Raw genomic sequence first — 12,687 nt, forward strand, 5'->3', positions numbered from 1 at the left:
AATTGGACATGGTTGAACTTGCTCTCCCCAAAAACTCTCAGATCAACGAAGGTAAAGTCTGGCCGAAGCCGGATGGTGCCAAGAATGTTCGCGAATACCGGGTCTATCGCTGGAACCCGGACGACGGTCAGAATCCGCGCATCGATACCTATTACATCGATGTCGAGGATTGCGGTCCGATGGTCCTCGATGCGCTTCTCTACATCAAGAACAACATCGATCCGACGCTGACGCTGCGCCGTTCCTGCCGCGAAGGCATTTGCGGTTCGTGCGCGATGAACATCGATGGCACGAACACACTCGCCTGCACCAAGGGCATGGATGAGATCAACGGTACCGTAAAGGTCTATCCGCTGCCGCATATGCCGGTTGTGAAGGACCTCGTTCCTGATCTCAGCAACTTCTACGCCCAGCATCGTTCGATCGAACCCTGGCTGAAGACGGTTTCGCCGACGCCTGCCAAGGAATGGAAACAGAGCCATGAAGATCGTCAGAAGCTGGACGGCCTTTACGAGTGCATTCTCTGCGCTTGCTGCTCGACCTCCTGTCCGAGCTACTGGTGGAACGGCGACCGTTATCTCGGTCCGGCTGTTCTGCTGCAGGCTTATCGTTGGCTGATCGACAGCCGCGACGAGGCAACCGGCGAGCGTCTCGACAACCTCGAAGACCCATTCCGCCTCTATCGTTGCCACACCATCATGAACTGTGCGCAGGCCTGCCCGAAGGGGCTGAACCCCGCCAAGGCCATCGCAGAAATCAAGAAGATGATGGTCGAGCGTCGCGTTTGACGGCGGTTTCCGGCAATCAGGAATATCAGGGCCGCGGGCAAAACCGCGGCCTTTTTTCGCAACCGAATGATGAGAAATTTCGGTAAAAATCGACTAAAACGGCAATTATCGTTGCCGTCGCTTGCTTACGATAAGGCTTTAGTAATAATTCGGCCTTCTTGTTCGAACATGGTCTTTCCGGAAGCGAGAGAATCGGGAGTTTGATATGCAATTCAGATATATGGTAACAGGTCTCGCCGTTGTGATGAGCCTTGCCGGTTGCCAGCGCACCTCCTACGATTACAACAACAACAGCGGTAACCCTGGTTACACGCCGCCGCTTCAGGCACAGCCCGTTCCATCCGTTCAGTCTGGCGCCCTGCCTCCGCCCGGTGGCGCATCTGGCAGCCAGTTCCCGACGGCTCCGACATCGGCGGCGCCCGGTGGCACCAATGTCGCTTCGGCTGCTCCGCCGCCCGCCGCTCTTGATGTGACCAAGGAATCCATGGTCGGCAACTGGCGCGTTTCAAATGCAGGCGCAAGCTGCGACATGTTCCTAACGCTCACCAACCTCGGTAGCGGTTCGCGTGGTGGCACCCGTGGCTGCGCAGGCGAACTTACGGCAATGGGCTCATGGGAGGTTTCCGGCAAGATGGTCCTCTTCAAGGATCGTTCCGGCAATACCATCGGTCGCGTTTACAAAAGTGCCGATGCACGTTTCGACGGCACGACGAACAGCGGTCAACCGCTCAGCCTTAGCCGATAATCCCTGTCTTGGCGGACGCAACCTTGCGTCCGCACCGAGGGCGCGTCCTCATGCAGCCATTGCCCGATTACAATCATAGTGTCGTTGAACAGCTCAACGCGCTGACAGCAGCCGGCACCTTGCAGGCGGACGCTGCTCAGCTTGGTGTTGCAGCCCATCTCGATCGCATCCTCACAGATCTCAAAGCCCGCAAGCCTGCCAAGAAAAAAAGTGCTCTTGGCTGGATGTTTGCACGTAAGCCCGGGCCTTCAGCGGCTGTGAAGGGACTTTATGTCTATGGCAGCGTCGGGCGCGGCAAGACAATGCTAATGGACATGTTTTATGAAATGGCACCTGTCGCGGCCAAGCGACGTTGCCACTTCCATGAGTTCATGGCGGACGTACATAACCGGGTGCATGCACATCGGCAGAAGCTGAAAAACGGTGAAACCAAGCAGGCCGACCCAATCCCCCCTGTGGCAGCGCAAATTCTGGCTGAGGCGGAGCTTCTCTGCTTCGATGAATTCACCGTGACGGACATTGCTGACGCGATGATCCTGGCGCGGCTTTTCAGCGAATTGTTCGCCAATGGCTGTACGCTGGTCACGACATCGAATGTCGTGCCTGACAATCTCTACAAGGACGGCCTCAATCGCGGCCTTTTCCTGCCTTTTGTGGATTTGCTCAAAAAACATGTTGAGGTGGTGTCGCTCGACAGTCCTACCGACTACCGAATGGAAAAGCTGGAGAGCCTGCCCGTTTATGTGACGCCGCTTGATGGCGCCGCCGATCAGGCAATGGACATGGCCTGGCGGCATATGACGGCGGGGCATCTGGTTGCACCCACCGAAATCCCAATGAAGGGCCGTTCCATTCTGGTTCCGAAGGCTGCCGGCCGTGTTGCACGTTTTACCTTCTCCGATCTTTGCGAGAAGCCACACGGCGCTTCCGATTTTCTGGCGATCGCCAACCGTTTCGATACAGTGTTCGTCGATCACATTCCGTTGCTCGATGCCGACAAGCGCAATGAGACAAAGCGTTTCATCATCCTGATCGACGCTTTATATGACCACAGTGTGCGGCTTTTTGCGTCTGCGGCGGCTATGCCTGAAAACCTTCTGGGCAAACGCAAGGGCACTGAAGGTTTCGAATTCGATCGCACCGCCTCACGCCTCTTCGAAATGCGAAGTGCGGATTATCTGGCTCTCCACCACGAAAAACGGCAGCGAGTTTGACATTCTTGTGACGCAATTTCTTACGTTTACGTAAGAAATTATGCATCTAAACGATTGAAAATACTCGCCACAAAAGAATCTGTTGCCAATTCTGGTCAATAGGGCTAATCGGGGTGCGACAATTTTGCCCTCCCACTTTGTGTGGTGAAATTGAATTGAAGCTCGAGAGGAAGCATTCGATGGCTCGCAAAAAGATTGCACTTATTGGTTCTGGCATGATCGGCGGTACGCTGGCACATCTCGCCAGCCTGAAAGAACTGGGCGATATCGTCCTCTTCGATATTGCTGATGGTATCCCGCAGGGTAAGGGTCTGGATATTGCCCAGTCCGGCCCGGTCGAAGGTTTCAATGCAAAGCTCTCGGGCGCTTCCGACTACGCCGCCATCGAAGGCGCTGATGTCTGCATCGTCACCGCAGGCGTTGCTCGCAAGCCGGGCATGAGCCGCGACGATCTTCTCGGCATCAACCTCAAGGTCATGGAGCAGGTCGGCGCCGGCATCAAGAAATATGCCCCGAACGCATTCGTGATCTGCATCACCAATCCGCTCGATGCAATGGTCTGGGCACTTCAGAAGTTCTCTGGCCTGCCGAAGAACAAGGTCGTCGGCATGGCTGGCGTTCTCGACAGCGCGCGCTTCCGTCTATTCCTCTCGGAAGAGTTCAATGTTTCCGTTCAAGATGTCACTGCCTTCGTGCTCGGCGGCCATGGCGACACGATGGTGCCGCTTGCTCGCTACTCCACCGTTGGCGGCATTCCGCTGACGGACCTCGTCAAGATGGGCTGGGTCACGGCTGAGCGTCTCGAGCAGATCATTCAGCGCACCCGTGACGGCGGCGCCGAGATCGTTGGTCTGCTGAAGACCGGTTCTGCCTATTATGCTCCGGCCGCCTCGGCAATCGAAATGGCTGAGTCCTACCTCAAGGACAAGAAGCGCGTTCTGCCGGCAGCAGCTTACCTTTCCGGCCAGTACGGCGTTGACGACATGTATGTCGGCGTACCCACCATCATCGGTGCCGGTGGCGTCGAGCGCATCATCGAAATCGAACTGAACAAGGACGAGGAAGCTGCTTTCCAGAAGTCCGTCGGTGCCGTTGCAGGTCTTTGCGAAGCCTGCGTCAACATCGCTCCGTCGCTGAAGTAATAGCCGAAGCGGCTCAAACAGGGATTATTCCATGAATATTCACGAATATCAGGCCAAGGCTCTCCTCAAGGGCTACGGTGCGCCGGTTGCTGAAGGCGTTGCCATTCTCAAGGTCGAAGAAGCCGAAGCTGCTGCAAAGCAGCTTCCTGGCCCGCTCTACGTGGTCAAGAGCCAGATCCATGCTGGCGGCCGCGGCAAGGGCAAGTTCAAGGAACTCGGCCCAGACGCCAAGGGCGGCGTTCGCCTGGCAAAGTCCATCGAGGAAGTTGTTTCTCACGCCAAGGACATGCTCGGCAACACGCTGGTTACCGCGCAGACCGGCGACGCCGGCAAGCAGGTCAACCGTCTCTACATCGAAGACGGCGCTGACATCGCTCGCGAACTCTACTGCTCGCTGCTGGTAGACCGCTCTGTTGGTCGCGTTGCTTTCGTTGTTTCGACCGAAGGTGGCATGGACATCGAAGCCGTTGCTCACGACACGCCCGAGAAGATCCACACCATCGCGATCGACCCGGAAGCTGGCGTAACCGAGGCTGATGTCGCTGCCATCAGCAAGGCTCTCGAGCTTTCCGGCGTTGCTGCTGAAGATGCGAAGTCGCTCTTCCCGATCCTCTACAAGGCGTTCAACGAGAAGGACATGGCTCTTCTCGAAATCAACCCGCTGATCGTCATGGAAAATGGCCATCTGCGTGTTCTCGACGCCAAGGTTTCCTTCGACGGCAACGCCCTCTTCCGTCACGACGACGTGAAGGCGCTGCGCGACGAAACCGAAGAAGACGCCAAGGAAATCGAAGCCTCCAAGTGGGACCTCGCTTACGTGGCGCTCGACGGCAACATCGGCTGCATGGTCAACGGCGCCGGTCTCGCCATGGCGACGATGGATATCATCAAGCTGTACGGTAAAGAGCCTGCAAACTTCTGCGACGTCGGTGGTGGCGCTGGCAAGGAGAAGGTCGCTGCTGCCTTCAAGATCATCACGGCTGACCCGAAGGTCGAGGGCATCCTCGTCAACATCTTCGGCGGTATCATGAAGTGCGACGTTATTGCCGAGGGCGTTATCGCCGCGGTGAAGGAAGTGGGCCTTAAGGTTCCGCTCGTTGTACGCCTCGAAGGCACCAATGTGGAACTCGGCAAGAAGATCCTGAACGAATCCGGTCTCGCTATCACGGCAGCCGACGATCTGGACGATGCGGCCAAGAAGATCGTTGCCGCGGTGAACGGCTAATTTTGAAGGATCTGAATTAATGTCTATTCTCGTCAATAAAGACACGAAGATCCTTGTTCAGGGTCTGACCGGCAAGACCGGCACCTTCCACACCGAGCAGGCGCTTGCTTATTACGGCACGCAGATGGTCGGCGGTATCCACCCTTCCAAGGGCGGCACCAACTGGACTGGCTCCAAGGGCGAAACGCTGCCGATCTTCGCAAGCGTTGCCGAAGGCAAGGAAAAGACCGGTGCAGACGCGTCCGTGATCTACGTTCCGCCGGCAGGTGCCGCTGACGCGATCATCGAGGCGATCGATGCGGAAATCCCGTTCATCACCTGCATCACCGAAGGTATTCCGGTTGCGGACATGGTTCGCGTCAAGGCTCGCCTCGACCGTTCGAAGTCCCGTCTTCTCGGCCCGAACTGCCCAGGTATCATGACGCCGGAAGAGTGCAAGATCGGCATCATGCCTGGCTCCATCTTCCGCAAGGGTTCTGTCGGTATCGTTTCGCGCTCCGGCACGCTGACCTACGAAGCTGTGTTCCAGACCTCGAACGAAGGCCTTGGTCAGACGACGGCCGTCGGTATCGGTGGCGACCCGGTCAAGGGCACCGAGTTCATCGACGTGCTGGAAATGTTCCTGGCTGACGAAGCAACCACTTCGATCATCATGATCGGCGAAATCGGCGGTGCGGCTGAAGAAGATGCGGCACAGTTCCTCATCGACGAAGCCAAGAAGGGCCGCAAGAAGCCGATGGCCGGCTTCATCGCGGGCCGTACTGCTCCGAAGGGCCGTACCATGGGTCACGCTGGTGCAGTTGTTTCCGGCGGCAAGGGTGACGCAGAGTCCAAGATCGCTGCCATGGAAGCAGCAGGCATCAAGGTTTCGCCCTCGCCGGCGCGCCTTGGCAAGACACTGGTTGAAGTCCTCAAGGGCTAAGACCACATGAGACTGCATCGGGTGGTCCCGCGCTTCATGCGATGAGACCGCCCGATGATTTGCACGAAATGACTGGCCGCTTCGGCGGCGACATACCAAACAATTAAAGCGGCAGGCCGGCTAACGGCCCTAACGGCATCGAGGAGGCGGACGGCGCGTCCGCAAAACACAATGGCAAGGCAAGAAGCGAACGAGCAGTTTCAGATCACGTCGTTTCTGGACGGCGCGAATGCGGCCTATATCGAGCAGCTCTATGCCCGGTACGAAGAGGACCCCTCTTCCGTGTCGCCGGAGTGGCAGAGCTTTTTCAAGGGATTGGCCGAAAACCCTGACGACGTGAAGAAGGCCGCCAAGGGCGCGTCCTGGAAGCGTTCGAACTGGCCCATTCCGGCTAATGGCGATCTGGTTTCCGCTCTGGACGGCAACTGGGCCACGGTCGAAAAGGCTGTCGAGAAAAAGGTTCAGGCGAAGGCTGAGGCCAAGAGCGCCGAGACCGGCAAGCCGGTCAGCGAAGCGGAAGTGCTTCAGGCGACGCGCGACAGTGTTCGCGCCATCATGATGATCCGCGCTTATCGTATGCGTGGCCATCTGCATGCCAAGCTAGATCCGCTTGGTCTTGCTGCACCCGTCGAAGACTATAACGAGTTGTCTCCGAAGTCCTACGGCTTTGAGGAGAGCGACTACGACCGCAAGATTTTCATCGATAACGTGCTCGGTCTGGAATACGCCAGCGTTCGCGAGATGATCGATATTCTTGAGCGTACCTACTGCTCCACCATCGGTGTCGAGTTCATGCACATGTCCAGCCCGGAAGAAAAAGGCTGGATTCAGGAACGTATCGAAGGTCCGGATAAAGGCGTTGCTTTCACAGCCGAAGGCAAGAAGGCCATCCTTTCCAAGCTGATCGAAGCTGAAGGCTACGAGCAGTTCCTGGATGTTCGTTTCAAGGGCACCAAGCGCTTCGGCCTCGATGGCGGTGAATCGCTGATCCCCGCGCTCGAGCAGATCATCAAGCGTGGCGGCCAGGACGGTCTCGAAGAGGTTGTTCTTGGCATGGCCCACCGTGGCCGTCTGAACGTTCTGACCAACGTTATGGGCAAGCCGCACCGCGCCGTGTTCCACGAGTTCAAGGGCGGTTCGTTCAAGCCTGATGATGTCGAAGGTTCTGGCGACGTCAAGTACCACCTCGGCGCTTCCTCCGACCGCGAGTTCGATGGCAACAAGGTTCACCTGTCGCTGACAGCAAACCCGTCGCACCTCGAAATCGTCAACCCGGTTGTCATGGGCAAGGCCCGTGCCAAGCAGGACCAGCTTGCCAAGGTCTGGGACGGCGACATCATTCCGTTGTCCGAGCGCGCCAAGGTTCTACCGTTGCTGCTGCACGGCGATGCTGCTTTCGCAGGTCAGGGTGTCGTTGCTGAAATCCTCGGCCTGTCCGGCCTGCGTGGTCACCGCGTCGCCGGCACCATGCACTTCATCATCAACAACCAGATCGGCTTTACGACGAATCCGGGCTTCTCGCGCTCGTCGCCTTATCCGTCCGACGTTGCCAAGATGATCGAAGCGCCGATCTTCCACGTCAACGGTGACGATCCGGAAGCCGTTGTCTATGCGGCAAAGGTTGCCACCGAATACCGCATGAAGTTCCACAAGCCTGTTGTGGTCGACATGTTCTGCTACCGCCGCTTTGGCCACAACGAAGGCGACGAGCCGGCGTTCACGCAGCCGAAGATGTACAAGGTCATCCGCGCTCACAAGACCGTCTCGACACTGTATGCCGAGCGCCTGATCGCCGAAGGCCTCCTGACCGAAGGCGAATTCGAGAAGATGAAGGCCGACTGGCGCGCGCATCTCGAGCAGGAATTCGAAGCCGGCCAGAGCTACAAGCCGAACAAGGCCGACTGGCTGGACGGTCAGTGGTCCGGTCTGCGTGCTGCCGACAATGCCGATGAGCAGCGTCGCGGCAAGACCGGCGCTCCGATGAAGCAGCTCAAGGAAATCGGCCGCAAGCTGTCGACCATTCCGGACGGCTTCAAGGCGCACCGCACCATCCAGCGTTTCATGGAAAACCGTGCGCAGATGGTTGAGACCGGCGAAGGTCTTGATTGGGCCATGGCGGAAGCACTGGCCTTCGGTTCGCTCGTCGTCGATGGTCACAAAATCCGTCTGTCCGGTCAGGATTGCGAACGCGGTACCTTCTCGCAGCGTCACTCGGTTCTCTACGATCAGGAGACAGAAGAGCGTTACATTCCGCTTGCAAACCTCGCGCCGACGCAGGCCCGTTACGAAGTCATCAACTCGATGCTTTCGGAAGAAGCCGTTCTCGGTTTCGAATACGGCTACTCGCTGGCTCGCCCGAATGCACTGACGCTTTGGGAAGCCCAGTTCGGTGACTTCGCCAACGGTGCACAGGTCGTGTTCGACCAGTTCATCTCGTCTGGTGAACGCAAGTGGCTCCGCATGTCCGGTCTCGTCTGCCTTCTGCCGCACGGCTATGAAGGTCAGGGTCCGGAACACTCCTCGGCTCGTCTGGAACGCTGGTTGCAGATGTGCGCCGAAGACAACATGCAGGTCGCAAACGTTACGACGCCGGCGAACTACTTCCACATCCTGCGCCGTCAGATGAAGCGTGACTTCCGCAAGCCGCTGATCCTGATGACGCCGAAGTCGCTGTTGCGTCACAAGCGCGCCACGTCTTCGCTGGCCGAGCTTGCCGGTGAGTCCTCCTTCCATCGCCTGCTTTGGGACGATGCGGAAGTCATCAAGGACGGTCCGATCAAGCTGCAGAAGGACTCGAAGATCCGTCGCGTCGTCATGTGCACGGGCAAGGTCTACTACGATCTGCTGGAAGAGCGCGAAAAGCGCGGCATCGACGATGTGTACCTGCTTCGTATCGAGCAGCTTTATCCGTTCCCGGCCAAGGCGCTCATCAACGAGCTGAGCCGCTTCCGCAATGCGGAGATGGTATGGTGCCAGGAAGAGCCGAAGAACATGGGCGCGTGGTCGTTCATCGACCCGTATCTCGAATGGGTTCTGGCTCATATCGACGCCAAGTATCAGAAGGTCCGCTACACGGGCCGTCCGGCTGCCGCCTCTCCGGCGACGGGCCTTATGTCCAAGCATCTGGCGCAGCTTGCTGCGTTCCTGGAAGACGCGCTGGGAGAGTGAAAACTCTCCCGCACCGCCCCTCGTTGAAAAAGACACCTGAATAACGGAACTAGATCATGGCCACTGAAATCCGCGTACCAACCCTCGGCGAGTCCGTTAGCGAAGCGACCGTCGGCACCTGGTTCAAGAAGATCGGCGACACCGTAAAGGCCGATGAGCCTCTGGTGGAGCTGGAAACCGACAAGGTTACCGTTGAAGTCCCGTCACCGGTTTCCGGCGTATTGACGGAAATCGTTGCCCAGAACGGTGAGACTGTCGGTCTCGACGCTCTGCTCGGTCAGATCGCCGAAGGCGCTGCTGGCACTGCGACTGCAGCTCCTGCCGCTGCGCCCGCACCGGCTGCCGCACCTGCACCGGCGGCTGCTGCCGCTGCTGCACCTGTTGCCAGCTCCATGCCGCCAGCACCTGCTGCCGGCAAGCTGCTTGCTGAAAACAACCTCTCTGCTGACCAGGTTGATGGTTCCGGCAAGCGTGGCCAGGTTCTCAAGGGTGACGTTCTGGCCGCTGTCGCCAAGGGCGTTTCCGCACCAGCCGCCGCACCGGTTCCGGCAGCTCCTCGTGCGGTTTCTGCCGAGCAGGATGCCGTTCGTGAAGAGCGCGTGAAGATGACGCGTCTGCGTCAGACGATCGCGAAGCGCCTCAAGGACGCCCAGAACACGGCTGCAATGCTGACCACCTACAACGAGGTGGACATGTCTGCGGTGATGGATCTGCGTAACCGCTACAAGGACGTGTTCGAAAAGAAGCATGGCGTAAAGCTCGGCTTCATGGGCTTCTTCACCAAGGCTGTCACGCACGCCCTGAAGGAACTCCCAGCCGTTAACGCTGAAATCGACGGCACCGACATCATCTACAAGAACTATTGTCACGTTGGCATGGCTGTCGGCACGGACAAGGGTCTTGTTGTTCCGGTTATCCGTGACGCCGACCAGCTTTCCATCGCTGGCGTTGAGAAGGAACTCGGCCGTCTCGCCAAGTCAGCACGTGACGGCTCGCTCGGTATGGCCGACATGCAGGGCGGCACCTTCACCATCACCAACGGTGGTGTCTACGGTTCGCTGATGTCTTCGCCGATCCTCAATGCACCGCAGTCGGGCATCCTCGGCATGCACAAGATCCAGGAGCGTCCGGTTGCCATTGGCGGTCAGGTCGTCATCCGTCCGATGATGTATCTTGCGCTCTCCTACGATCACCGTATCGTTGACGGCAAGGAAGCCGTAACCTTCCTCGTTCGCGTCAAGGAAAGCCTGGAAGATCCGGAGCGTCTGGTTCTCGATCTCTAAGAAGCACACCGAGCGGGGGCTGCGGTAACGTTGCCCCCGTTTTCATGGTTGGTGGAGAATAGTCCGTGCATCAGTATCTGATCGAACTTGCGTCCCTGATGGCCATTTTCTCCTTCGCCATCGTTTCTCCCGGTGCAGACCTTGCAATGGTCATGCGTCAGGCGATGGTGCATGGACGTCGACAGGCAATCATCACCAGCTTTGGTGTCGGAACGTCGCTGATGTTCCATGTCACCTATACGATCCTCGGACTTGGTCTGATCATTTCCCAGTCGATCTATCTCTTCAATATCGTCAAGTGGCTCGGTGTCGCCTATCTCATTTATATCGGGATCAAGGCGCTGCGGGCCGGCAAGACAGAAATGCCTGCTGCCGAGGATGAGATCAGCGGTTCTGCCAGAAAAAGCGAGCAGACGGCTTTGAAAGCCTTCACGCTCGGCTTTGCCGCGAATGCGCTGAACCCGAAGCCGGTTTTCTTCTTTCTGTCGATTTTCTCGACGGTGGTTCATGCCCATACCCCTGTTGCCATCAAGTTTGGCTATGGGTTGGTGATGGCCAGTTGCCTGATCGCCTGGTTTGTTGGCGTCAGCCTCTTCATGACCACGCCGCGCATGCGCGCGGCATTTGCCCGCGCCAGCCAGTGGATCGATCGTACCAGCGGCGTGGTGTTCATCGCTCTCGGTATAAAACTCGCAACGGAAAAAGCGGCCTGATTTTCAGGTCAAACGAAGTTGGGCAGCGCACACTGTCTGTCCGCAATCAATCAGGAACACGAATATGGCATACGATGTAGTTGTAATCGGTACAGGCCCCGGCGGTTATGTCTGCGCGGTCAAGGCAGCCCAGCTTGGTCTGAAGGTGGCTGTTGTTGAAAAGCGTGCGACCTACGGCGGTACCTGCCTCAATGTCGGCTGCATTCCCTCCAAGGCTCTTCTGCACGCTTCCGAAACCTTCGCGCACGTTGCTCATGGCGTCGATTCGCTCGGCATCGAAGTCGCTGCACCGAAGCTCAACCTCGACAAGATGATGGCGCACAAGGACGGCGTGGTGAAAGCCAACGTCGATGGCGTCTCGTTCCTGTTCAAGAAGAACAAGATCGACGCTTTCCAGGGCACCGGCAAGGTCGTTTCCGCCGGCAAGGTCTCCGTCACCAACGACAAGGGCGAGACCCAGGAAATCGAAGCGAAAAACATTGTCATCGCGACCGGTTCCGATGTTGCCGGTATTCCTGGCGTTCAGGTCGAAATCGACGAGAAGGTCATCGTTTCCTCGACCGGCGCAATTGCGCTCTCCAAGGTTCCAGAAAAGCTGATCGTCGTTGGCGGCGGTGTCATCGGCCTCGAACTGGGTTCGGTCTGGGGTCGTCTTGGTGCCAAGGTTACGGTCGTTGAATATCTCGACAACATCCTCGGCGGCATGGATGGTGAAGTTTCCAAGCAGGCGCAGCGCCTGTTTGCCAAGCAGGGTATCGACTTCAAGCTCGGTGCCAAGGTAACGGCTGTCGAGAAGGGTGCGAGCGGCGCGAAAGTGGTGTTCGAGCCGGTCAAGGGCGGTGCGGCTGAAACGCTGGAAGCCGATGTTGTGCTGATTTCCACCGGCCGCAAGCCTTACACCGAAGGTCTCGGCCTCGCGGAAGCGGGCGTTGCTCTTGATAGCCGCGGTCGCGTCGAAATCGACGGTCATTTCAAGACCAACGTTCCCGGCATCTACGCTATCGGCGATGTTGTGAAAGGCCCGATGCTGGCACACAAGGCCGAAGACGAAGGCGTCGCGCTGGCGGAAATTCTTGCTGGCCAGCATGGTCACGTCAATTACGACGTCATTCCGGGCGTTGTCTATACACAGCCGGAAGTCGCCTCCGTTGGTAAGACCGAAGAGGAACTGAAGGCTGCAGGCGTTGCCTACAAGGTCGGCAAGTTCCCGTTCACGGCCAATGGCCGTGCCCGCGCTATGCAGGTTACGGACGGCTTCGTGAAGATCCTTGCCGACAAGGAAACCGACCGCGTTCTCGGTGGCCATATCGTCGGCTTCGGCGCAGGCGAAATGATCCACGAAATTGCTGTTCTGATGGAATTCGGTGGCTCTTCGGAAGATCTCGGTCGCACCTGCCACGCACATCCGACGATGTCGGAAGCGGTCAAGGAAGCGGCTCTCGCAACCTTCTTCAAGCCGATCCACATGTAATCGGCAGAATTAAATT

Annotated in this window: 10 protein-coding genes; all 10 read left to right on the forward strand. The window is 57.9% G+C overall.

Annotated features, from left to right (window positions below):
- Positions 1-8 precede the first annotated feature (8 nt).
- The 10 genes from HWX89_RS03425 to lpdA all read left to right on the forward strand — a co-directional run bounded on the left by HWX89_RS03425 (position 9) and on the right by lpdA (position 12,671).
- Positions 9-788: a succinate dehydrogenase iron-sulfur subunit gene (locus HWX89_RS03425; protein WP_138795302.1), complete on the forward strand. Its 780-nt coding sequence runs from the start codon at positions 9-11 to the stop codon at positions 786-788.
- A gap of 205 nt (positions 789-993) precedes the next feature.
- Positions 994-1,533 carry a protease inhibitor Inh/omp19 family protein gene (locus tag HWX89_RS03430; protein ID WP_138795303.1) on the forward strand — a complete coding sequence of 180 codons (540 nt, stop codon included), beginning with the start codon at positions 994-996 and terminating at the stop codon, positions 1,531-1,533.
- Between the two features lie 50 nt (positions 1,534-1,583).
- Complete coding sequence (gene zapE, locus HWX89_RS03435; RefSeq protein WP_138795304.1) at positions 1,584-2,747, forward strand: cell division protein ZapE; 1,164 nt, start codon at positions 1,584-1,586, stop codon at positions 2,745-2,747.
- A 179-nt stretch (positions 2,748-2,926) separates the two neighbouring features.
- Positions 2,927-3,889: a malate dehydrogenase gene (gene mdh, locus HWX89_RS03440; RefSeq protein WP_138795305.1), complete on the forward strand. Its 963-nt coding sequence runs from the start codon at positions 2,927-2,929 to the stop codon at positions 3,887-3,889.
- Positions 3,890-3,920: 31 nt separating this feature from the next.
- Entirely contained in the window at positions 3,921-5,114 is a 1,194-nt protein-coding gene (gene sucC, locus HWX89_RS03445; RefSeq protein WP_138795306.1) for an ADP-forming succinate--CoA ligase subunit beta, read from the forward strand.
- Between the two features lie 19 nt (positions 5,115-5,133).
- Entirely contained in the window at positions 5,134-6,036 is a 903-nt protein-coding gene (gene sucD, locus HWX89_RS03450) for a succinate--CoA ligase subunit alpha (protein ID WP_138795307.1), read from the forward strand.
- A 171-nt stretch (positions 6,037-6,207) separates the two neighbouring features.
- Positions 6,208-9,204, forward strand: a complete 2,997-nt coding sequence (locus tag HWX89_RS03455) for a 2-oxoglutarate dehydrogenase E1 component (RefSeq protein ID WP_138795308.1) — start codon at positions 6,208-6,210, stop codon at positions 9,202-9,204.
- Positions 9,205-9,260: 56 nt separating this feature from the next.
- On the forward strand, positions 9,261-10,487 hold the full coding sequence (gene odhB, locus HWX89_RS03460; protein WP_138795309.1) for a 2-oxoglutarate dehydrogenase complex dihydrolipoyllysine-residue succinyltransferase: 1,227 nt from the start codon (positions 9,261-9,263) through the stop codon (positions 10,485-10,487).
- Positions 10,488-10,552: 65 nt separating this feature from the next.
- Positions 10,553-11,200 (forward strand): LysE family translocator, encoded by a 648-nt coding sequence (locus HWX89_RS03465; RefSeq protein WP_178340609.1) that lies wholly within the window; start codon positions 10,553-10,555, stop codon positions 11,198-11,200.
- Between the two features lie 64 nt (positions 11,201-11,264).
- Positions 11,265-12,671, forward strand: coding sequence for a dihydrolipoyl dehydrogenase (lpdA, locus tag HWX89_RS03470; RefSeq protein WP_138795310.1), 1,407 nt, complete (start codon positions 11,265-11,267; stop codon positions 12,669-12,671).
- Positions 12,672-12,687 lie beyond the last annotated feature (16 nt).

It is taken from the genome of Rhizobium sp. RM (assembly GCF_013390595.1).
Lineage (GTDB): Bacteria > Pseudomonadota > Alphaproteobacteria > Rhizobiales > Rhizobiaceae > Agrobacterium.

Coding starts and splice junctions, on each gene's coding strand:
- mdh (WP_138795305.1), top strand. CDS start 2,927: ATGGCTCGCAAAAAGATTGCACTTATTGGTTCTGGCATGATCGGCGGT.
- HWX89_RS03455 (WP_138795308.1), top strand. CDS start 6,208: ATGGCAAGGCAAGAAGCGAACGAGCAGTTTCAGATCACGTCGTTTCTG.
- HWX89_RS03430 (WP_138795303.1), top strand. CDS start 994: ATGCAATTCAGATATATGGTAACAGGTCTCGCCGTTGTGATGAGCCTT.
- sucD (WP_138795307.1), top strand. CDS start 5,134: ATGTCTATTCTCGTCAATAAAGACACGAAGATCCTTGTTCAGGGTCTG.
- sucC (WP_138795306.1), top strand. CDS start 3,921: ATGAATATTCACGAATATCAGGCCAAGGCTCTCCTCAAGGGCTACGGT.
- lpdA (WP_138795310.1), top strand. CDS start 11,265: ATGGCATACGATGTAGTTGTAATCGGTACAGGCCCCGGCGGTTATGTC.
- odhB (WP_138795309.1), top strand. CDS start 9,261: ATGGCCACTGAAATCCGCGTACCAACCCTCGGCGAGTCCGTTAGCGAA.
- HWX89_RS03425 (WP_138795302.1), top strand. CDS start 9: ATGGTTGAACTTGCTCTCCCCAAAAACTCTCAGATCAACGAAGGTAAA.
- zapE (WP_138795304.1), top strand. CDS start 1,584: ATGCAGCCATTGCCCGATTACAATCATAGTGTCGTTGAACAGCTCAAC.